21 protein-coding genes are annotated in these 19690 nt (G+C 66.4%); 8 read left to right on the plus strand and 13 right to left on the minus strand.

What is annotated here, in order from left to right; translation table 11 throughout:
- Window positions 1-57 precede the first annotated feature (57 nt).
- From DEU34_RS02740 to DEU34_RS16155, 3 genes are all read right to left on the minus strand, one after another.
- Window positions 58-930 carry an alpha/beta hydrolase gene (locus tag DEU34_RS02740; RefSeq protein ID WP_121148648.1) on the minus strand — a complete coding sequence of 291 codons (873 nt, stop codon included), beginning with the start codon at window positions 928-930 and terminating at the stop codon, window positions 58-60.
- A complete protein-coding gene (locus DEU34_RS02745; protein WP_121148650.1) occupies window positions 927-1961 on the minus strand; it encodes a GDP-mannose--glycolipid 4-beta-D-mannosyltransferase in 1035 nt (344 codons plus the stop codon). The genes DEU34_RS02740 and DEU34_RS02745 overlap by 4 nt, the downstream gene beginning before the upstream one ends.
- A 115-nt stretch (window positions 1962-2076) precedes the next feature.
- Window positions 2077-2238, minus strand: a complete 162-nt coding sequence (locus tag DEU34_RS16155) for a hypothetical protein (protein WP_183042324.1) — start codon at window positions 2236-2238, stop codon at window positions 2077-2079.
- Window positions 2239-2776: 538 nt separating this feature from the next.
- On the opposite strand from DEU34_RS16155, the gene DEU34_RS02750 reads away from it, so the two are divergent.
- Together DEU34_RS02750 and DEU34_RS02755 are read left to right on the plus strand one after the other, a co-directional pair.
- Window positions 2777-3856 carry a hypothetical protein gene (locus DEU34_RS02750; RefSeq protein ID WP_121148652.1) on the plus strand — a complete coding sequence of 360 codons (1080 nt, stop codon included), beginning with the start codon at window positions 2777-2779 and terminating at the stop codon, window positions 3854-3856.
- A gap of 88 nt (window positions 3857-3944) precedes the next feature.
- Window positions 3945-4400 carry a YbhB/YbcL family Raf kinase inhibitor-like protein gene (locus DEU34_RS02755; RefSeq protein ID WP_121148654.1) on the plus strand — a complete coding sequence of 152 codons (456 nt, stop codon included), beginning with the start codon at window positions 3945-3947 and terminating at the stop codon, window positions 4398-4400.
- Between the two features lie 231 nt (window positions 4401-4631).
- Here the strand turns inward: DEU34_RS02755 and DEU34_RS02760 are convergent, their stop codons facing one another.
- Window positions 4632-6047, minus strand: a complete 1416-nt coding sequence (locus DEU34_RS02760; RefSeq protein WP_183042325.1) for an HNH endonuclease signature motif containing protein — start codon at window positions 6045-6047, stop codon at window positions 4632-4634.
- Between the two features lie 208 nt (window positions 6048-6255).
- Here DEU34_RS02760 and DEU34_RS16160 point away from each other — a divergent pair, with 208 nt between their 5' ends.
- A complete protein-coding gene (locus DEU34_RS16160) occupies window positions 6256-6756 on the plus strand; it encodes a DUF4916 domain-containing protein (protein WP_183042326.1) in 501 nt (166 codons plus the stop codon).
- Entirely contained in the window at window positions 6756-7208 is a 453-nt protein-coding gene (locus DEU34_RS02770) for a GNAT family N-acetyltransferase (RefSeq protein ID WP_121148657.1), read from the plus strand. The genes DEU34_RS16160 and DEU34_RS02770 overlap by 1 nt, the downstream gene beginning before the upstream one ends.
- A 79-nt stretch (window positions 7209-7287) precedes the next feature.
- Here the strand turns inward: DEU34_RS02770 and DEU34_RS02775 are convergent, their stop codons facing one another.
- The 5 genes from DEU34_RS02775 to DEU34_RS16165 all read right to left on the minus strand — a co-directional run bounded on the left by DEU34_RS02775 (window position 7288) and on the right by DEU34_RS16165 (window position 11638).
- Window positions 7288-8193 (minus strand): carbohydrate ABC transporter permease, encoded by a 906-nt coding sequence (locus DEU34_RS02775; protein WP_121148659.1) that lies wholly within the window; start codon window positions 8191-8193, stop codon window positions 7288-7290.
- Between the two features lie 9 nt (window positions 8194-8202).
- Window positions 8203-9132: a carbohydrate ABC transporter permease gene (locus DEU34_RS02780; protein WP_121148661.1), complete on the minus strand. Its 930-nt coding sequence runs from the start codon at window positions 9130-9132 to the stop codon at window positions 8203-8205.
- Window positions 9129-10418, minus strand: coding sequence for a sugar ABC transporter substrate-binding protein (locus DEU34_RS02785; protein WP_121148663.1), 1290 nt, complete (start codon window positions 10416-10418; stop codon window positions 9129-9131). Before DEU34_RS02785 ends, DEU34_RS02780 begins: the two co-directional genes overlap by 4 nt.
- Before the next feature lie 369 nt (window positions 10419-10787).
- Window positions 10788-11378, minus strand: a complete 591-nt coding sequence (locus tag DEU34_RS02790) for a polysaccharide deacetylase family protein (protein WP_121148665.1) — start codon at window positions 11376-11378, stop codon at window positions 10788-10790.
- Window positions 11375-11638, minus strand: a complete 264-nt coding sequence (locus DEU34_RS16165; RefSeq protein ID WP_183042327.1) for a hypothetical protein — start codon at window positions 11636-11638, stop codon at window positions 11375-11377. The genes DEU34_RS02790 and DEU34_RS16165 overlap by 4 nt, the downstream gene beginning before the upstream one ends.
- A 48-nt stretch (window positions 11639-11686) precedes the next feature.
- Between DEU34_RS16165 and DEU34_RS02795 the strand changes: the two genes are divergently transcribed.
- A complete protein-coding gene (locus tag DEU34_RS02795; protein ID WP_183042328.1) occupies window positions 11687-13129 on the plus strand; it encodes a YcaO-like family protein in 1443 nt (480 codons plus the stop codon).
- Window positions 13130-13161: 32 nt separating this feature from the next.
- Here the strand turns inward: DEU34_RS02795 and DEU34_RS02800 are convergent, their stop codons facing one another.
- From DEU34_RS02800 to DEU34_RS02815, 4 genes are read right to left on the minus strand one after another with little or no spacing between them, the layout of a single operon-like run.
- Window positions 13162-13443, minus strand: a complete 282-nt coding sequence (locus DEU34_RS02800; protein ID WP_121148669.1) for a Dabb family protein — start codon at window positions 13441-13443, stop codon at window positions 13162-13164.
- Window positions 13443-14423 (minus strand): GDP-L-fucose synthase, encoded by a 981-nt coding sequence (locus tag DEU34_RS02805; RefSeq protein WP_121149682.1) that lies wholly within the window; start codon window positions 14421-14423, stop codon window positions 13443-13445. The genes DEU34_RS02800 and DEU34_RS02805 overlap by 1 nt, the downstream gene beginning before the upstream one ends.
- On the minus strand, window positions 14420-15448 hold the full coding sequence (gene gmd, locus DEU34_RS02810; protein WP_121148671.1) for a GDP-mannose 4,6-dehydratase: 1029 nt from the start codon (window positions 15446-15448) through the stop codon (window positions 14420-14422). The genes DEU34_RS02805 and gmd overlap by 4 nt, the downstream gene beginning before the upstream one ends.
- 12 nt (window positions 15449-15460) lie before the next feature.
- Window positions 15461-16744, minus strand: coding sequence for a glycosyltransferase (locus tag DEU34_RS02815; RefSeq protein WP_121148673.1), 1284 nt, complete (start codon window positions 16742-16744; stop codon window positions 15461-15463).
- A 51-nt stretch (window positions 16745-16795) separates the two neighbouring features.
- Between DEU34_RS02815 and DEU34_RS02820 the strand changes: the two genes are divergently transcribed.
- The 3 genes from DEU34_RS02820 (at window position 16796) to DEU34_RS16170 (ending at window position 19544) form a co-directional block, all read left to right on the plus strand.
- Window positions 16796-17365 carry an acetyltransferase gene (locus DEU34_RS02820; protein WP_121148675.1) on the plus strand — a complete coding sequence of 190 codons (570 nt, stop codon included), beginning with the start codon at window positions 16796-16798 and terminating at the stop codon, window positions 17363-17365.
- On the plus strand, window positions 17365-18465 hold the full coding sequence (locus DEU34_RS02825; RefSeq protein ID WP_121148677.1) for a glycosyltransferase: 1101 nt from the start codon (window positions 17365-17367) through the stop codon (window positions 18463-18465). The genes DEU34_RS02820 and DEU34_RS02825 overlap by 1 nt, the downstream gene beginning before the upstream one ends.
- Before the next feature lie 383 nt (window positions 18466-18848).
- Window positions 18849-19544, plus strand: coding sequence for a glycosyltransferase (locus DEU34_RS16170; protein ID WP_183042330.1), 696 nt, complete (start codon window positions 18849-18851; stop codon window positions 19542-19544).
- The last annotated feature ends 146 nt before the right edge of the window (window positions 19545-19690 follow it).

A 19690-nucleotide genomic window follows, 5' to 3' on the forward strand; every position in this document is an offset into this window, starting at 1 on the left:
TCTACCTCGCGCATGTTGCCGCGATGTTGCGAGTGCGGCGCGGAAGGCGACACGAGCTCACTGCACGCTCGCGAGGAAGTCGAAGATGGACGGCCGCGTCTTGCTGTTGAGCAGGCTGAGGCCGTGATTGTCGCCGTCGACGACGACGAGTTCGTTGCGCACCCCGGCGGCGTTCAATGCGTCGACGAGTGTCTGCGCCTGCGCCAACGGGATGAGTTCGTCGGATCCGTGGATCAGCATGGTCGGCGGCAGCGACGCGGCGACGGTGACGGGCGAGGCCGCTACCGCGCTCGGACAGTCGATGAGCTTCTCGCACCCGAGGTACCCCTGGACGACCTGCTCCAGCTCCGGCGGAGGGGAGCCGAGGTCGCGGGCGGCCTCTGTCAGCACCGCGGCCGTCGAGAGCCCGACGACGGCGTCGACCGGCGCACCCGCTCCGGCGAGCGTCGCTGCGGTCGTCATGACGATGATGGCGCCGGCCGAGCTGCCCAGCAGCGACACGGAGTCGCTGAGGCCGAATCGTTCCTTCTGCTCCGGCTGCCGCAGCCACTCGACGGCGGCGGCCACGTCGTCCTGCTGGGCGGGGTAGATCGCCGGCACGAGACGGTAGTCGACCGAGAAGGCGGCGTAGCCCGCGTCGGCGAGGTCACCGCAGATTCCCGACATCGTCTTGCGATCGCCCTCTTGGAACGCACCGCCGTGCACGAGCACGACCGCCGGGACCGGCGCGTCGGTATCGAGCGGGATACACGCATCGAGCGCGAGCGGCTGATCGTCGACTTCGCGGTAGGTGATGTTTTTCTCCACCTTGGACGTCGGATCGGGGATGTCGGTGCGACCGCCCCCGCACCCGGCGAGCACCGCAAGAGACGCGACGGCGACCGTCGCGGCGATCAGGCGCAGGGCGCCCCCAGTGACCCGAATGCTCATCGGTGTGCCCTTCCCCCGGCGGCCGCGATCGCGGCGATATAGACGTCGCGGTGGCGACGGCCTACCTCGTTCCAGTCGCGCCCTTCGAGACGGGGGCGCTGGTCGGGAGCGAGGGTGGCAGAAACATCCACTGCGGCTGACAGTACCTCGTCGGTGAGGGGCCCGTCGTATTCGATGACCCAGCCCGGTCCTACCTCTGCGGCGAGCGCGGAGTTCGAGGGGCTGCGCGGAACGAGGATCGGGCGGTCGAGCGAGAGGGCGACGAGCGCGGCTCCCGAGTTGTGCATCTCGGCGTATGGCAGCACGACGAGGCTCGCAGCACTCACCTCGCGCACCAGTTCGGCGTCGTCGACGAAGGCGAGCGTCGCCGACACGCCGGGCGCAGCATGCGCTCGGCGTTGGATGGACTCGCGGAGCTCGGGACTGGGGGAGCCGACGATGCGCAGCCGCGATCCCGGGCGGGGTCTCGCTGCGTACACGTCGATGAGTGCTTCGACGTTCTTGTAGGGGCGAATGATGCCGAAATACAGCACCAGGCCGGGCTCGCGCGGCGTGCGCGGGTGGGCGGCGAAGCGATCGCGGTAGTGGCCGTGGAGGATGGTGGCGGTCGCCGCCGACGGAGCGCCCTCGGTGGTGGGGTTCAGCAGGATCGATACCGCCGTGGCGCGGTCGACGAGGGCCAGCACACGGCGTTCGGCGGCGGATCCGGCTTCGTGCGGTGTCACGTTGTGCACCGTGCGGACAACGGGGATGCGGCGCGCTCGGGCGAGCGCGAGGGTCGCGCGCATCGCCTGCCGTTTGGCGAAGCGGATGCGCCTGGTCTTGCCACGGATGAGCAGCTCGGGCCAGTGGATGTGCAGCACGTCGTAGCGACCGCGCAGCGCCGCCTTCCACGAGAAATAGGCGACGGAGACGTCGTCGGGAGCGCCGACGGTCATCTGGTCGACGTATCTCGTCTTGCCGTCGGGCGGGGCGAGGGAGTGCAGCACGCGCACTCGGCGAGCGGGACCGAGTGAGGGGGTGTGCACCATAACTCGGAGGTTAGCCGCCGATGGTGGCGCCCGCGTCATCGGTCACCGCATATTAACGCGCGCGAAATCCGTGCGCGCTCGCCGCGTGACGTCGCCTTTCGCCTGATGTCGCCCGTCAGGTGACGGCGGGCCGCTCGGCGCGAAGCCGCTCTTCGCGCTCGAGGTTCTCCGTCTCTTGTCGACGGTCGGCGGATGCTGCGGCGCGCCCGAAGACGAGCGCCACCCCGCCGGCGATGACGACGTAGAGCGACAGCAGCAGAAGAAGATGAACGACCATGGTGACTCCCCAGTGAATCGACCGTTGTGGATCAAGTTAGCCCTCCACGCGGTCGCGGCGGGTGAGATACCTCTCATGTCGGGCGAAGTGTTGTGGACTTTCAATCCCACGTCCAGACTTTACGCGATTTGTCCCCCGAATGGGGGACACGGATGTATGCTCGCCGACAGCCCGCTCCGTGACGGAGGCACCCCTGATCGGAGCGGGCCTCTAGGGAGATGACATGGCGACGATTGCCTTTCCGCGGCTGGTCAGCGTGACCGTCCGTCGAGCGCACGCGAGCCCCCGCCCGAGCCTCCGGGATGCGATCAACCGCATGGTCTATGGACGAACAACGGTGACCTGCGAAGAATGCGGCACCCCGCTTCGCCCCCACCGTGCGGTTTGGCGAGGCGCTCATCCTTACTGCTCCGCGGAGCACGAGGCCGCCGACTCGTTCTGACGACGGCGTCGGCGGCGAGCGTTCCTCGCGGCCGGTCGTGCGCGGCACTACCCTGTGGGCAGCGAACGTGGGGGTCGCTGTGACGACGGGGGAGAGATGGCGCGCACGACCGGTGGGGGCGCCGAGGTGCCTCCGCCCGGCGGACGTCGCGTGCGAGGGCGCGCGTGGACGGTCGTCGCGACGGTGCTCATCGTGGTCGGGGCGCTTCTCGCGCCGGTGGCCGCAGCCGCGGCGTGGGCGAACACGACCCTCACCGACACCGACCGGTTCGTCGAGACCTACGCGCCGCTGGCGCGCGATCCCGCGGTGCGCGCGTTCGTCACCGACGAGACCGTTCGCGTCATCTCAGAGCAGGTCGACATCGCGCAGCTCACCTCCGATGCCATCGACGGCATCATCGGCCTCGGCACCGGGCCCGTGGCTGCGCAGGCGCTGGAGGCGGTGAAGGGATCGGTCGCCGAGGGACTCGAATCGCTCGTGCGGTCGAAGGTGGGTGACCTCGTCGCATCCGAGGGGTTCGAGACGGTCTGGACGAACGCGTTGCGGATCACGCACGTGCAGCTCACCGCAGCCCTCGAGGGCGACCCCGACGCGCTGGTGGATCTGGCAGACGACGGCTCGATCGGCATCCAGCTCGCACCGATCGTCGACGCGGCGACGCAGATGCTGGTGTCGGACGGGTTCTCGTTCGCCGACCGGATCCCCGCGACCGACCGGGTGATCGTCGTGGCGCAGTCGGATGCGCTCCCGGCGATCCAGCGCGGGAATGACGTCGTCGTGGTCGCGGGGGCATGGTTGCCGTGGATCGTGCTGCTACTGATCGCCGCGGGTGTCGCGGTCGCCCGGCGCCGGTGGGTCGCGCTGATGTGGGCGGGGATCGCGGTGGCCGCGACGATGACGGTGCTCGTAGTGGCGCTGGCCGTCGTCGGTGCCGTGGTCGCAGACGGGATCGTCTCGTCGAACGTTCCCGCGGGGGTGGTCGACGCCCTTCTCGGTGCCGCGTTCACGCCCCTCCGCGAGGCGGCGGTGCTCGCGATCGTGGGGGCGCTGGTGGCGGGGGTCGTGGGCTGGGTCGCGGGTCCGTGGCGCGTGCCGCGGATGCTGCAGGGCCTCGCACTCACCCGCGCACGGGGAGTGCGCGCTGCGGTGCGATCTCGGACGACGGCGTCGCGCTGAGCCCGGGTTGCCGGGAGGCGCAAGCCCCCGACGTCGTTCGTCGGCCGGTCGTAGGGTGAGGCGATCCACCCCCCGAGAGGAGTCGACCATGTCTCTGCCCATCGACAAGCTGGCCGTGCACAGCCCCGATTTCGACACGCTCACGCGAATCCCCGAGGAGTTCTCGGCCGACGGCGGCAACCGCGTGCCGCGCGTGACCTTCGACGGCGTTCCGGAGGGAACCGTAGAGCTTGCGGTGATCGTGCATGATCCGGATGCTCCGTTGCCCCAGGGATTCACGCACTGGGTGGTCTACGGTGTCGCGGCCGATGCCACCGAGCTCGACATCGACGCCGACGGCATCCGTCAGGGGCCGAACACCGCGGGGGTCACCTCGTACTACGGGCCGCAGCCGCCCGCCGGCCACGGCGAGCACCACTACTACTTCTGGGTGTTCGCGCTCTCGCGTCCGGTCGAAGGTACGCCGTCGCGCGAGGAGTTCCTCGACCAGTACGCCGACGCCATCATCGAGCAGGCGCGCACCGTCGGCCTGTTCTCGCGCTGACCTTCGCTGCGCCGCATCCGTCGGCCGCCGTTCCCCTGCGGGTGCGGGGCGCCGCGTGGGGCGTGCGGTTCGGAGGGAATGTGCGGTTCGGAGGGCGGATGGGGGCGGGGGCTCCTCCGGTGTGCGCATCTCCTCCGGTGCGCGCATGGGCACTGGCGGCAGGGACGCCGTGGATCGTGCGCGCCCAGGGGAAATTCCGCCAGCGTGCGCGCGGATGAGGGTGATGTCTGCCTAGAAGGGTGGCGGGTCACCGTCGGGCACGAAGGCGACGTAGCGCTCGGGCTTGTCGATGGTGGTGTGACCGAGGGGTGAGGTCCACTTGATCGACCCGTCGGGGAGCTGCCGGGCCGTCCACGTGGTTTCGGTCTTGAGCGTGTGATGTCGCTTGCACAGGCAGGCGAGATTGGTCACATCGGTGGCTCCGCCGAGCGCCCAGTCGTCATTGTGGTCGGTATCGCAGTAGCGGGCCGGCATTCGGCACCCGGGGAAGCGGCAATGGACGTCGCGTGCGGCGAGAAACCTCTCCATCGCCCGGTTGCGTTGGTAGCGGTCGACGGCGAGCACGGCGCCGGTAACGGGGTGGGTGAGAATGCGATCCCATCCGGGTGCGGCGGCCATGAGACAGCGGGCAGTTTCGGCGTCGACCGGACTGACTCCGTCGATCTTCGCTCCGCGGTCGGAGACTCCGGCGGCCGTGAGAGCGGGAACCACGACCTGCACCTGCGCACGGATGGCTCCGAGCCCGCCGGGCACCACGTCGGCGGTCGGATCGATGGCCGGTTGCCCGGTCAGCATGAGGTCGCACGCGAGATCGGCGCGCATCTGATCGAGCGTTCGCGTGTCGTGAACGACGGTGTCGGAAGCGTCATCGGTGTCGGATGCCGCGTCGGCGTCGTGAAGGTCGGAGTCGGATGCGTCACCGGAGTCGGATGCGGCGTCACCGTCGCGTTCGGCGGAGGCCGCAGCATCCGCCTCGGTGTCGGTGCTCGTGGCTGCGGCAACCGAGCGCACGGCGTGAGCCTGCCGGGTGAGGCGGTCGCGCATGGCGCGCACGAGAGTGATGGAGTGGCGTACGACGAGCTCGCCGATGCCGTCGCCGACGTCGTTGACCCAGACGCGGCGCTCGTTCTCGGCGCGCGCGTGGCGGACGGTGATCGACTCGGGGTGCAGCTCTTCGGCGATCGCGCGGGCGAGGGTGCGCGTGCGCGCGACGGTGTCGGTCGACGCGCGCTCGAGCACGACCTCTTCGAAGGCCTGCCGCTCGTTCGGATCGTCGATCACCGCACCCTCTTCGCGGATGACGCTCGCGTGGCGCATCGAGATGCGGCCCTCTGACAAGGCGTCGAGCGTGGCGGGCCACTTGTCGACGAGGTCGATCGCGTCGTTCATGCGTCGCTGCACGACGCGGTCGTTCCACCGCAGCGCGATGCCGATCTCGGCGGCGATCGACCGCAGTTGCATCTCGCGCACCTGCACGGTCTTGGGTTTGTGGGCGGAGCGAGAAAGGGCCACGCGCATCGCGGTGGCGAAACCCATGACGTTCTCGGCCTCGAGAGCGGCGGCCGCGCGCTCGTTCTCGACGAGCGTGCTCACGACGTCGTCGATGACCGCATCGTCGCGATCATCGAAGGTCGGGTTCGTGGTCATGGCTCCAGTGTCGCAGATACCTCCGACATCGAACCGGGCCGGCCGGGCCGCCCGACCGGGTAACCGCCGAAGCGCGTTCACTGCGGAGGAGATGTGCACTACGGAGGGCGTACAGGCGCCAAACGGCCCTCCGAAATTCACATCTCCTCCGTTGCGGGCGAGGGGGTCAAGAACCCGCCACCGGGGCAAGGTCTGGGATGCTCGACCCATGCTCTTCCTGCCCGACGACGACTACGCGCTGATCGAGCGGTCGGTGCCGCTGGCGTGCGTCGACTTCGTTCCCGAACGCTCGGTCGGCGGTCGCCGCGAGATCGGACTCATCCTGCGCGAGTCGCCGCACGGCCGGGTCTGGTGCCACCTCGGCGGACGCATCGGGCGCGGCGAGAGCATTCGCGAGGCGCTCGGCCGGCACGCGCGCGACACGATCGCCGTCGACCTCGAGCTGCCCGCCGATCCGCAGCCGGGATACGTGTATCAGTGGTTTCCTCCCGACGATCCGCCGACGGATGCTGCGCACCTGCGCTACGGCGACGACCCGCGCAAGCACGCGATCGGGTTGTCGTTCGTGGTGACCGCGATCGGCGATCCGCAGTCGCAGAACGAGGCGCTCGACTTCGGGTGGTTCGCCGTCGACGACCTGCCGCAGCCGCTGTGGCCGGGGTGCGAGGCGTTGTTCGAACGATTGCTCGCGCTGCCTAGGCTGGCGTGATGGGAGTTCAGGTCAGGCGCGTTCTCGCAACAGACGAAGCCGCGTGGTCGCGGCTCTACGAGGGCTACCGCGCGTTCTACGCACTCGACGATGATGCGCGAGCGGTGAGAACCACGTGGGAGTGGGTGTCGACCGCGCAGCACGGTTTGGTCGGGCTGGTCGCCTCCGTCGACGACGAGCTCGTCGGGCTCGCTCACCTGCGTCGATTCGCGCGACCGTCGAGCGCGACGATGGGGCTGTATCTCGACGACCTCTTCACTGCTCCCGAGGCCCGCGGCTCGGGTGTCGCGACGGCCCTGCTGGAGGAGGCGGCCGCGCTCGCCGCAGCGGAGGGCGCGAGTGTCGTGCGCTGGATCACGGCATCCGATAACGCCGCGGCACGCCGCGTGTACGACCGGGTGGCAGCGGCCACGCCCTGGGTCACCTACGACATGAAGCCCGCTGCTCGCTAGGCAGCGCCATCGCCGTTCCGTCGGTGTCGTCGCCGACCTGGTTCGCGGACGAACCGCCGGGCGGTGGGACTCGCCGACCTCAGCGGATGCCGCTGCGGGCGAACCCCTGCACGAAGTACCGCTGGAACAGCAGGAACAGCAGAACCATCGGCAGTACCGAGATCAGAGCCAGTGCCATGCTGGCGCTGTAGTCGGGTGTCGACTGCCCCTTGAGGTAGAGAAGGCCGATGGGGAGGGTGAAGAGCGCGGGATCTTTCAGTGCGATGAGGGGCCAAGCGAAGTCGTTCCAGCTGCCGAGCAGGGTGAGCAGCGTCAGCACCGCGACGAGTGGTTTGCTCAGAGGAAGCACGATCGCCACGAACGTGCGGACGTGCCCGGCGCCATCCATGCGGGCAGCCTCGATCAGCTCCTGCGGGATGCCGAGGAAGAATTGGCGCGCGAGGAAGAGTCCGAAGGCGGCAGCTGCCCCCGGGAGGATGACCGACCAGTAGGTGCCGGCCAGTTGCAACCCGGTCACCAACCGGAATTGGGCGACCATGATCGCCTGCACCGGGATCATCATGGTCGACAAGGCAAGGATGAACAGGATGCCGCGTCCGGCGAAGCGGATGCGGGCGAACGCATACCCGGCGAGAAGGTTCACCGTCACCGTGAGCGCCGTGACGAATGCGCCGATGACGAGAGAGTTCACGAACCAGTCGGCCACAGGGAACCGATCGAACACCGTGGTGAAATTCTCCGTGCTCAGCGCGCTTGGCCACAGTTGCACGCCGCCCGGACGGAAGACCTCGCCACGAGGGGAGAACGCGATGACCAGCATCCAGTACAGCGGGAAGAAGACCAGTGCCGATGCCACGATGGCCAGCGCGATGCGCACGACCAGACCGAGCGTCGATCCGTTGCGACGACCGCGGACCCGCCGTGGGGCGCCCGCACGCGGCGGCTCGGCCACGGGGGCGATCTGAGTCAGGGTGGAAGAAGTCATGGATGCTTCCTACTCGACGGTGTCGCGCGAGCGACTCGTGCGCCATTGGATGTATGTGAAGACCAGGGTGATGAGGAGGATCACGACGCCCAGAGCGGCTCCGTACCCCTGTTCGCGAATCTGGAACCCGTTGCGGTAGGCGTAGGTGCCGAGCACCGATGTGGAGAATCCCGGACCGCCTCCGGTCATGACGAAGACGATGTCGAACACCTGGAACGATGCGATGACATTCATGATCAGCAGGAAGAAGGTCGAGGGACCGACCAGCGGCGCGGTGATGCTGCGGAACAGTTGCCACCGGTTCGCGCCGTCGAGTCGAGCGGCCTCGTACAGCTCGGGGGAGACGCTCTGCAGGCCGGCCAGGTAGATGACCATGTTGAAACCGATCCGCAGCCAGATCGCGGTGATCATCACCGAGACGAAGGCCGCCGTCCCGTCGGACTGCCAGGCGACCGGGGAGAGACCGAGCGCTTGGATGGTCTTGTTGATGACACCTGACCCCTCGCTGAACATCGTCACCGCGATCATTCCGGACGCCACCCCGGAGATGACCAGAGGTAGCACGATGAACGTTCGGAAGAGGCCCTTGGCAGGCAACACCGAGTTGAGGAGCACCGCGAGGGCGAGGCCGCCCACCAACTCGATAGGGACGGTGATGGCGGTGAAAAGAAGCGTGTTGCCGAGGCTCTGCCAGAACACCGGATCGCCGAGCATGCGACTGTAGTTGGCGAGCCCGACCCATTCCGGGTCGCCGAATCCCTGCGAGCTGGTGAACGACAGCTGCACCGCGAACACGATGGGGACGAACAGGAACAGCCCCATGAGGAGCATGTTCGGCGCGATGAAGCCGTAGCCGGTCAGCGTCTCGCGAACGCGCGCCCGCCGCAGCCGTCCCGGCAGAGCGACGCCGGAGCGGCCGCGGACGGACGCGACGGTCATGAGCCTGTTGCTTCGCGAATCGCGGCGGTGAGGTTGGAGATCGTATCCGCCGTGCTCTGCCCGTTCACGAAAGCCGCCTCGAGTTGATCCTGCATCGACACCGCGATGGGCGCGAGGTAGGGGGAGGTCAACTGCGCCACGTCGGACGGTTCGATCGTGGACGCCTGCTCGACGAAGACAGGCATCACGTCGGGCCGTACGGCGAAATCGATCGAGGCGGGGTCGATGTCGGTTCGCGTGGGCAGCTCGTTCGTCGCCGCGCAGAACGTCGTCATGTTCTCGGCGTCCACCATGAACTTCAGGAACGACGCGGCCAGGTCGGGCTGGTCGGTCTCCTTCGAGGCCACCATCGCGTTGCCACCGAGATCGGTGGCGCCACGCTCGTTGACGGGCATCGGCAACGCGGTCCACTCGAACCCGGCGAGGTTGTCGATGTCGGGCACCACGAATGACCCGGCGAATGCCATCGCGACCGATTCTTCCGTGAAGAAGGCGTCCGCGTACGTCGTGGCTTTGACCGAGCTCGTCGGAGGAACCCACCCCTTCTCGAAGAAGGAGCGGGTGAAGTCCACCGTTTCCGATCCGGCGGCCGAGTCGATGGCCGGCGTCACTCCGTCATCGGCGAGCAACGCACCATCCGCCTGGAAGAGCCAGCTCAGCCAGCGCGGGGTGCCGCCGAGCTGCCAGTTGTACACGAACGGGTAGACGTCGGCGGGGAGAGAGGTCTTCAATTTGGCGGCGACGTCGGCGAACTCATCCCACGTCCAGGCGTCCGCCTGGGTCGTGGGCAGGTCGGTGACGCCCGCCGCTGCAAGCATCTCCGTATTGACGACCAGCGCGGACACGTCGGTCTGGTGCGGAACCCCGTAGGGAGTGCCGTCGTACGACACCGCTTCCCACATGGCGGGTGTGAAAGCAGATATCTCATCGTCTGTGAAGTACGGGCTGACGTCGAGCAGCTGATCCTGGCTGGAGTACACACCCAGGTTTCCGTAGTCGACGCGGAAGAGGTCGGGGGCATTGCCGGCAGACAGCTGCGCGTCGATGTTGCTGAACATCTGGTCGTAAGGCACTACATTCAGTTCGACTTGTACGCCGTCATTCGCTGCTTCGAAGTCGGAGACGAGCTGCTCGAAGGCCGCCTTCTCGGACTCGCTCGCCCAGGTCGTGAAGGTGAGGGTGCCCTCGGAGGTCGTGTTACCCCCGCCGGTGAAGCCGCTGCATCCAGTGAGTGCCAGTGCCGTCGCGACGATTGCGACGGCACCGCCGGAGGTGCGTTTGATCATGAGTGTTCATCTTTCGTGTCGGTGAGCGCGCGACTGTGGGGCAGCCGGTCGGGCTCGAACTCGACGCTGAGCTTCGGACCGCGAGGTACGAGGACGTCGTCGAGGTTTCGGAGGGGGGCAGGGTTCGTGGGGTCGCCCGAGCGAGCTGGCGCAGTCGCCCTCGGGAGCCGAGATGACAGGCGCTGCGAACGGCACGGTGTCTTCGATGACGACCGCGGAGACTCTTTCGCAGAGCTTCATGGGGTTCATTGTGGTCTGCGCGGTCACCGCAAAGTGGGCCTTGACCATTCGCGGATCAGTCATTTCGCGCGGCCGAGGTCGACTGCTCCATCGGTGATGCGCGGCGCAGGATCGCCTGCTGTCCCTAGCTCAGGGAATGCGTTCGAGAGACCAATTCGACATCATGAACTGCACGCCCAGCTCCTTGAGCCGCTGATTTCCGACGAGATCCGGGTCATAGCGCGACCCCAGAAGCCAGGCCGCGACGCGGGGCCGTCGACCGGTCGCTTCCTCTATCTCGGCCATGGGTCGATCGACCTCGGCTCGAAGGTTCGTGCGCGTGATGGTGGGGGCGCTGCGATGCGTCGCGGTGTGAAAGCCCACCTCGTGGGCCGTGGCGATGTCGGCGAGGTCGGCTGCAGTCACTGTGCCGCGCCCGGAACGTTGCGGACGGGTGATGGGGAAGAAGAAGGCCCGCACCCCGAGCTCAGCGCAGACATCGGCTCCGAAGAGCGCGGTGTCACGCCACCCGTCGTACCAGCCGATGACAACGCTGGGTCCTTCGACCGGCTCGTCGTACCGGTCGAGGTCGACGGCCGGCCCCATCGCCGCGACCTCTGAGATGCGCTGACGCGCGGTGGACCGCCACTCGCGAGGCACCTCATGGAAATTCAGCGCGATCACCGGACGCGTCGCCAACGCGTGTTGCCTCGGTGCGGACCAGCGCAGGTCGGCGGTCATGCGTCTCTTTCGGCGACGAGGTGCCCGGCGACGCTCTGAACGAGGTACGCCTGGGTGGTGAACAGCTCGACATCCGCGAGGTCGACGCCGATGGCCGCCGCTGCCTCGCGGATGACGTGTGCGCTGTGTCGATCGCCGGCTGCGGCGGCGGTCTCATCGGTCGCGGCGAGGGTCGCATCCGTGAAGAGAAGCACCGGAACGCCGACGGGACGCCTGCCCTGTTCCTCGACTATGCGAACGAAGTCGGTGTCATTGGGCATTTGGCAACCTCCGATTTGCCGACACAGGACGCCAATAGATTGGCCCGTGTGAAAGCAGATGACATCATCACACACTACGAGGCAGCGCTGACGGATGTTGGTGACATCGTCGAATTCGACGTCTCGAGCCTCGACCGCCTGGGCGTGCCGGTCACGAGCTGCTCGACCATCGTCGGCGGCCGGTTCGCCGCGCAGGGCAACGGCTACGGTCTCACGCTAAATGATGCCCGCATCGGCGGGCTGGGTGAACTGGCCGAGGGATCTTTGATGGGTCGGGCGATCCGCGAGGCACTACCCGGCGCTGTTCGCGCAACCCGACACGATCTCGTCACCCGCGAAGGCGGAGACCGCGTCGTCGACCCCCGGACGCTGGGACTGCCCGCGGGTAGTTCCTACACCGAGAACACGGAGCTGACATGGCTCCCCACGACCAGAGTCCGCACCGGCGAGGTCGTCTTCGTTCCCGCCGACTTCCTCGTCAGCGATGCGGGTGACCTCGAAGGTGCGTCGCTCATCCCGCCGGTGACAAACGGACTCGGGGCCGGCCTCGACGCTGACCGAGCCGTCGCCCACGGCCTGGGCGAGATTCTGCAGCGGCACACGAACGGGCTCCGATTCCGAGCCCTCGATCGACTGTCGCCGATCATCGACCCCGCGACTCTGCCCACGTCGGTGCGCAACCTCGCAGAACGGATGCAGGCGGTCGGTGTGACACCGGTGTTCAAACACGCCTCGACCGAGTTCGGCGTGTGCTCGACGTACGTGATGGGTGTCGACGACGCGCCGGACGCCGGCATCGAGTTGTCGGCCTGCGGAGAGGCAGCCCATCCCTCCGCCGAGGTCAGTCTCACGAAAGCCCTCCTCGAATTCGCGAACTCGCGGGCGCGCAAGATGTTCTGCTTCGGGTCACCCGACGAGGCGCGCCGCCTCGGTGCGGACGCCTACTGGAGCGCCGTCGACGCCGGACGGTCGATCAGGGGCGAGGATCGAGCCCGCGAGGCCATGCAGTCGTGGGCCCATCTCACGAGCGACGAGTTGCGCGAAGTGACGGCCCCGCACAGCGGCCGCTCGGTCACCTACTACCAGATCGTGGTGGACGACCTCCCCCCTCTCCCCGATCAGGCCGCCCTCCTGAGCCACCTCCTCCGCTCGCTCGACGGGCACACCCCCGCGCACGATGTGCTCGCGATGACGACGACCTACGGGGGAGTGACCGTCGCGAAAGTTCTCGTCACGAACCTCGAAGTCGAGATCCTCTCCTACGGACGAGTTGGCGAGCTGGGGGCCCGAGCGTCATTGGACGATGATCTCGACCTCGTGCGCGTCGGCGCCCAGCCCACGGGGACACACACCGCGCGTGTTCTGCTCACTCCCGAGGCCGAGGAGCGGCTGGGCGGGGCCGCGTGGTACTCCTACGACGTCGCAGAGCAGATCGTCGGAGACCTCTACCCGCTCTACCGCGAGCCGCCGCGCCACTCCGTGGTCGTCTGACAACGCCGCCGCTCGCTGAGCGCGATCGCCGGCTATTCGGTGTAGTCGCCGACCCACCAGTCCGAGATGCGGGCCATCACCTCGCCCGCCGCGCGATGTTCGGGCAGGGCGAGGAAGCGGGAGAACGCAGCATCCGTCGTGAAGGTCGCATCTTCGACGATGACGCGACCCTTGCGCGCGTCGGTCGACAGCTCGACCCGCCACAGCTCGGCCCCCGCGACCGGTTCGAGCGCGCGCAGGGTGTCGATGGCCGCGAACAGCTCCGGGCTCGCGACGTCGTCACGAACCCGGAACAGAACGATGTGCCGCTGCACTATCCGCGCAGGGTGTCGACGTGCTCGCGGTACCAGGCGACGGTGCGGTCGAGTCCTTCGCTGAGGGAGATCTTCGAGGTCCAGCCCGCCTCAGCCAGTTTCGACACGTCGAGCAGCTTCTGCGGAGTGCCGTCGGGCTTGGTGGTGTCCCACTCGGTCTCGCCGTCGAAGCCGACGACCTGGCCGATGGTCTCGGCGATCTCGCGGATGGTGACGTCGGAGCCCGTGCCGACGTTGACCTGGTCGGGTCCGTCGTAGTGCTCGAGAAGGTGCAGGCACGCGTCGGCCATGTCGTCGGCGTGCAAGAACTCGCGTCGCGGCGTGCCGGTGCCCCAGTTCGTCACCGTGGGCGCGCCCGACTTCGTGGCCTCGTCGTAGCGACGGATGAGCGCCGGCAGCACGTGCGAACCCTTGGGCGAGAAGTTGTCGTTCGGCCCGTAGAGGTTGGTCGGCATCGCGCTGATCCAGGGCAGGCCGTACTGGCGACGCACGGCCTGGGTCTGCAGGATGCCGGCGATCTTCGCGATCGCGTAGGCGTCGTTCGTCTCTTCGAGGTGCCCGGTGAGCAGCGAGTCTTCGCGGATCGGCTGCTCGGCGAACTTCGGGTAGATGCACGAGGAGCCGAGGAACAGCACGCGCTCGACGTCGTTCTTGAGCGCCGCGTCGAGCACGTTTACCTGGATGCGCATATTGTCGCTCAGGAAGTCGACGGGGTAGGTGCTGTTGGCAAGGATCCCGCCCACCTTCGCCGCCGCGAGCACGACGTACTTCGGTTTCGTCTCGCCCATGTAGGCGAAGACGGCGTCGCGGTCTTTCAGGTCGAGCTCGGCCGAGGGCTTTCCGACCAGGTTCTCGAACCCGGATGCTTCGAGCTTGCGCCAGATCGCCGAACCCACGAGTCCGCGGTGCCCGGCAACATAGAACGTCGCGTCGCGGTCGAGCTCGGCGGGGGAGTAGTCGACTCCGTCGACGGCGGTCACGCGGTGCCCCACGAGGCGAGCTTGACGGTGTCGATCCACTCCGAGCCCTTCTCCAGCGCTTCCACGTCGGCGTCGACCATGAGCTTCGCGAGTTCCTTCCCGTCGATCGTGGGAACCCATCCGAGCTTGTCCGCGGCCTTCGAGGGGTCGCCGATGAGTGCGTCGACCTCGGTGGGGCGCAGGTAGCGCTCGTCGAACTTCACGAACTCCTGCCAGTCGAGCCCGACGTGACCGAACGAGGTCTCGAGGAAGTCTTTGATCGTGTAGCCGACGCCCGTGCCGAGCACGAAGTCTTCGGGCTCGTCGGCCTGCAGGATGCGCCACATGCCCTCGACGTATTCGGCCGCGTAGCCCCAGTCGCGGATCGAGTCGAGGTTGCCGAGGTAGATGTCTTTCTGCACACCGGCCTTGATGCGGGCCACGGCGCGGGTGATCTTGCGGGTCACGAAGGTCTCGCCGCGACGGGGCGACTCGTGGTTGAACAGGATGCCGTTCACCGCGAACATGTCGTACGCCTCGCGGTAGTTCTTGGTGATCCAGTAGCTGTAGAGCTTCGCGACGCCATAGGGCGAGCGCGGGTAGAAGGGCGTGTTCTCGTCCTGCGGCGGGGGAGTCGCACCGAACAGCTCGGAGGTCGAGGCCTGGTAGAACTTCGTCTTCACGCCGGAGAGGCGCACGGCCTCGAGCAGGCGGATGGTTCCGGTGCCGGTGGTGTCGGCGGTGTGCTCAGGCTCGTCGAACGAGACGCGCACGTGCGACTGCGCGGCGAGGTTGTAGACCTCGTCGGGGTCGATCTGCGCCATCAGCGTGACCATGCGAGCCCCGTCGCTGAGGTCGCCGTAGTGCAGGAAAAGCTTCGCCGTCGGGTCGTGCGGGTCGACGTAGAGGTGGTCGATGCGGTGCGTGTTGAAGGTCGATGCGCGGCGGATCAAGCCGTGCACTTCGTAACCCTTCGACAGCAGGAGTTCGGCGAGGTAGGAGCCGTCTTGCCCCGTGATGCCGGTGATGAGTGCGCGCTTGGTCAACTGAAGCCCCGTTCAGATGGAGGTTTTGCTAGGACGTTGGTGAGTTGCGGATTGGTGTGAGCCATCACCATCGATGAGCAGCGAGAGAAGCGTAGCGAATCGATTGATCGCGAATGTTTCGTCGAGCACCGTGTTTCGGTAGGTCAGTCCGTTGGCCCCGAGCTCGGTGCAACGCGCCTCGTCGGCACCGAGCGCGAGCGCTGATTCCAGCAGCTGCGACGGGTCGCCCGCAGGCACCACGACGCCGGCGGCGGCGGTTGTGACCTCCTCGGCGGTGATGCCCGTTTCGTCGGTGGCCGCGAGAACGGGGCGACCAGTCGAGAAGTAAGAGGTGAGCTTGCTCGGCACGGCCATCTCAGAGACACCGGGTTTCTCGTTCACCAGCAGCACGTCGGCCGCGACGAGGGCCTGAGCGAACTCATCGCCAGGCAGCGGCGGGAGGAACTGCAGTGCCCCGATGCCCGTGCCCTCCTTGGAGAGGCGCGCCTTCTCGCCCCCGTTGCCCATCAGAACGAAGCGGATGCGGGCTCCGCTCTTATCGGCGAGGCGAGCGGCCGCGAGCACGTTCTCGAGCCCCTGCTTCACGCCCATGTTTCCCGCGTGCAGCACCACGGTTTCATCGCCCCACCCGAGTGCGCGTCGAGCCGCCTCGCGGTCTACAACCGGCATCGGGGGCAGGTGCGTCCAGTTGCGCACGACCTCGATGCGGTCGCGGGGGATGGAGAAGTCTTGGGAGACGCGACGAGCGAACCTCTCGTGGATGACGACGACGCGGTCGGCCCGGCGCAGCAGCCATCCCTCCACCACGCGGATCACGCGGCCGGTGAGGCCCGATCCCTGGCCGGTTTCGGAGAGGCCGAGCGTGTAGAGATCCTGCACCCACACGACGACGGGTGTGCGCCGGTGGAAGATGCGCGCTCGAAGTGCGGCGAATGCGGAAGAGAAGAGGGCGGGGGAGATCAAAACGATGGCGTCGGGGCGCCGCCAGCGAGCGCCGACGAGTCGCAGGCCGAAGCTCATCTCTGAGAGGAGTCGTCGCACCCCGGTGGGCTTGGTGGGCACGTAGTGGCGCAGCCGTGTGACGGCGACCCCGTCGAGATGTTCCCTGCGCGACCACTGGCCGTAACCTTCGCGGATTTTCCACTCCGGATAATGAGGGTGCGCCGTGATGACTTCGATGCGGCGCTCGTTGCGCGCAAGACCGAGGGCCATCGCGCCCGTGTAGGGAGAGATGCCCGTCGGTTCAGGCGGGTAGTTGATCCCCAGTAAGGTGACTGCGGGGGCGAGGCGCGGCATGGTCTCGACCTTAGTGCGGCTACGATTCCGTCTCGTTTCAGAAGGTGCCCAATGTCTGAAGTTCCGGTGATCGATCTTTCGAAAGCCCCCGGTGAACGCGCTGCGTGGGATCGTCCGTCATGGGTCGTGTACCTGTGGGCGGTGTGCGAGCTGCTCTTCGTGACCAACCCATGGCAGATCAGTTCGAGCCTCCGTATCCGAGTTCTCCGTGCGTTCGGCGCCGAGATCGGCTCTGCAGTGGTGTTCCGCCCACGCACCCGCGTCAAGTTCCCGTGGAAACTCCACATCGGAGACCGCTCCTGGATCGGCGAGGGGGTCTGGTTCCACAATCAGGACCACATCAGTATCGGGCACGACGTGGTGATCTCCCAGGAGACATTCTTGACCACGGGTAGCCATCGGCATCGGCATGACATGGCATTGGTCACGCGGCCGGTCACTATCGAAGAGGGGGCATGGGTGACGAGCCGCTGTGTTGTTTTGGGCGGCGTACGCATTGGGAGGTCCGCGTTGGTCCGGCCGCTCTCGCTGATTGCGGGCAATATCCCGCCGGGTGAGGTGTGGGGCGGCAATCCCGCCGCACGACTAGCGCTCCGGTTTCAGCCCTCCTCGGCGTCGTAATGAAGGTATTGCATATCCTCGCGCACGCGTCGCCCGACCGCCTGTATGGTGGGCCGAACTCCGTGGCTGCGACTCAGGCCGAAGGGCTCATCGCCCGGGGGCACGAGGTGCTTCTCGTCGCTGGGAGCGAGGGGTTCGAGCCAGGGACCGAGAATATCGGTGATATTCCTGCAGCTCTCTTCAGGTCTCGACGGGTGGTCGGTCGATCGTACGCATACCGCCTCACTCCCGGCATGTCCGCGTACGTCAGACGCATTGCTCGTGGATTTGACGTCGCTCACATTCATCTCGCGCGCGATCTGACTACACTCCCTATCGCACTAAAAATGCCTATCCCGCTCGTGGTTCAGCCTCACGGCATGCTCTCGTCTCGCTCGTCCTCTCTGCACCTTTTAGTCGACCAATTGTTGACTGCAAATGCGGTGGCGCGTGCCAGCGCGGTTGTGGCGCTCAACGATGCAGAGCTGGCCGAGTTGGAGGCCCGCTACAAAATTCGTTCCGGGTTCGTCTTGCCCAACCCCGTTCGTGCAGGGTCCGGATCACGTGGCTCGGCAGATGGGCCTCAGACGGTCCTTTTCCTCGCGAGGTTACACGAGCGCAAACGCCCCACCCTTTTTGTTGAAGCAGCTCTCGACTTAGCTGCAGAGGGTGCACGAATGCGGTTCATCGTAGCTGGGCCAGACGAGGGTCAGGGCGCTCTTTTAGACACGCTGATCGCGAGCGCGGGGGCGACAGTCGAACGTATCGGCAGCGTTGATGCGGGGGATGTAGCGAGGACCATGGCTCTAGCGGACCTATATGTCTTGCCTGCGATCAACGAACCTTTCGGGCTGACTCTGCTGGAGGCCGTCAGCAACGGAACCCCGGTGGTCGCTGACCACACATCTTCGCTCGGCCGTGAGCTAGCGGCGCTCAATCTTGGTCGCGTATTCGACGGCACTCGCGCCGGGCTGACTGCTGCGATACGATCCGCACTTGCCGACGAGCGTCTCATCTCCACTGCTAGGGATAGAGGCAATGAGTTGGTTCAAGCAAGGTGGGGCATCGACCATGCGAGCTCTCAGCTGGAGAAGATATATGAAAGCGTGGTGAAGGTATGAAAAACGTGCATATCCTGCAGCCCTACGTCCCAGGCTACCGCGTTCCGTTTTTCGAATCGCTTCAATCCCGCCTCCTCATGGACGGGGTACAGATTCGCGTTTTCGCAGGCTCACCGGTGGGAGAACAAGCGGGCCGCGGTGACGCGTCATCGCAGCATTCGTGGGAAGTGAGGATCTCTCAGCAAAGCTTTCAAATCGGGCGCAAGCGCATCACGTTTCCTAAACCCGGACGTGGCTTCTCGGAGGCAGATGGCGTCATAGTCGGACTGGTTGGGTCATTGCCCCAAGCTCACCTCGGAGCGTTGGCTTCATCCCTCGGTCGCCGTCGCCTGGGTCTATGGGGTCACGTCAAGGCTTACACTGCCCCCGCAAACCAATTGGACATGGCGCTCGAGCGGATGCTCATGAAGCGATCGGATCAAGTGTTCGCATACACCCCGGGCGGCGCAGAATTCGCCCGGGAATCAGGTGTGAACCTGGATCGAATCACAACCGTAATGAACACGCTCGACACAAGCTACGCATCGCAGGCGCTAGCGCCTGACACGGTTCTGGCGTTCCGGGAGCGCTGGGGACTTCGCCCCGGCGAGCGAGTATACGGATATATCGGGGGTCTAGACGCAAGTAAGCGCGTCGGCTTCCTTGCTGAATCACTAGACCGGTTGTGGGAGATCGACCGAAGTGCACGAGTTCTGGTGGCGGGTGAAGGGCGCGATGCGGATTTGCTCTCAAGTCATGTGAACCGTGGGCAAGTTGTCCGTCTCGGCTTTGCTGACAACAGCACGAAGGCGGCAATCGGAGCGGTATCTTCGGCTATTCTAATGCCAGGGCGGATAGGTTTGATTGCTTGCGATGCTCTCGCCCTTGGGGTGCCCCTCGTGTCGACCCGCTGGCCATTCCACGCTCCCGAAGCTGAATATTTACAAGAGGGTGACTCCGTTTTCTATGCTGCGGATGAACCTGCTGATTTTGCGCGGGTTGTGCATGGAGGCGCATTTGTGCGGCGTAAGCGAACTGTTCCAAGTCTCGAGCAGATGACCGAGAACTTTGCGCATGGCGTTCATAGGATGTTGGCGTGAAGGCTCCATTGCGGATTGCGATAGTTGCAGATGGTGACCCCGAACAACGTTCGACGAATTCAGGGGTAGCCGCCGGCCTTTTGAGTGGCCTTCGGCGCGATCCACGCGTTGACGTTGTCGCCACCGTCGACTCCACGCCACCACTT

This window comes from Microbacterium sp. AG1240 (assembly GCF_003635115.1).
Classification (GTDB): Bacteria; Actinomycetota; Actinomycetes; order Actinomycetales; family Microbacteriaceae; genus Microbacterium.

What these genes read in the sequence shown, in the direction of transcription:
- DEU34_RS02740 (WP_121148648.1), bottom strand. Translation starts at nt 930, where the DNA reads ATGAGCATTCGGGTCACTGGGGGCGCCCTGCGCCTGATCGCCGCGACG.
- DEU34_RS02745 (WP_121148650.1), bottom strand. Translation starts at nt 1,961, where the DNA reads ATGGTGCACACCCCCTCACTCGGTCCCGCTCGCCGAGTGCGCGTGCTG.
- DEU34_RS16155 (WP_183042324.1), bottom strand. Translation starts at nt 2,238, where the DNA reads ATGGTCGTTCATCTTCTTCTGCTGCTGTCGCTCTACGTCGTCATCGCC.
- DEU34_RS02750 (WP_121148652.1), top strand. Translation starts at nt 2,777, where the DNA reads ATGGCGCGCACGACCGGTGGGGGCGCCGAGGTGCCTCCGCCCGGCGGA.
- DEU34_RS02755 (WP_121148654.1), top strand. Translation starts at nt 3,945, where the DNA reads ATGTCTCTGCCCATCGACAAGCTGGCCGTGCACAGCCCCGATTTCGAC.
- DEU34_RS02760 (WP_183042325.1), bottom strand. Translation starts at nt 6,047, where the DNA reads ATGACCACGAACCCGACCTTCGATGATCGCGACGATGCGGTCATCGAC.
- DEU34_RS16160 (WP_183042326.1), top strand. Translation starts at nt 6,256, where the DNA reads ATGCTCTTCCTGCCCGACGACGACTACGCGCTGATCGAGCGGTCGGTG.
- DEU34_RS02770 (WP_121148657.1), top strand. Translation starts at nt 6,756, where the DNA reads ATGGGAGTTCAGGTCAGGCGCGTTCTCGCAACAGACGAAGCCGCGTGG.
- DEU34_RS02775 (WP_121148659.1), bottom strand. Translation starts at nt 8,193, where the DNA reads ATGACTTCTTCCACCCTGACTCAGATCGCCCCCGTGGCCGAGCCGCCG.
- DEU34_RS02780 (WP_121148661.1), bottom strand. Translation starts at nt 9,132, where the DNA reads ATGACCGTCGCGTCCGTCCGCGGCCGCTCCGGCGTCGCTCTGCCGGGA.
- DEU34_RS02785 (WP_121148663.1), bottom strand. Translation starts at nt 10,418, where the DNA reads ATGATCAAACGCACCTCCGGCGGTGCCGTCGCAATCGTCGCGACGGCA.
- DEU34_RS02790 (WP_121148665.1), bottom strand. Translation starts at nt 11,378, where the DNA reads ATGACCGCCGACCTGCGCTGGTCCGCACCGAGGCAACACGCGTTGGCG.
- DEU34_RS16165 (WP_183042327.1), bottom strand. Translation starts at nt 11,638, where the DNA reads ATGCCCAATGACACCGACTTCGTTCGCATAGTCGAGGAACAGGGCAGG.
- DEU34_RS02815 (WP_121148673.1), bottom strand. Translation starts at nt 16,744, where the DNA reads ATGCCGCGCCTCGCCCCCGCAGTCACCTTACTGGGGATCAACTACCCG.
- DEU34_RS02820 (WP_121148675.1), top strand. Translation starts at nt 16,796, where the DNA reads ATGTCTGAAGTTCCGGTGATCGATCTTTCGAAAGCCCCCGGTGAACGC.
- DEU34_RS02825 (WP_121148677.1), top strand. Translation starts at nt 17,365, where the DNA reads ATGAAGGTATTGCATATCCTCGCGCACGCGTCGCCCGACCGCCTGTAT.
- DEU34_RS16170 (WP_183042330.1), top strand. Translation starts at nt 18,849, where the DNA reads ATGGCGCTCGAGCGGATGCTCATGAAGCGATCGGATCAAGTGTTCGCA.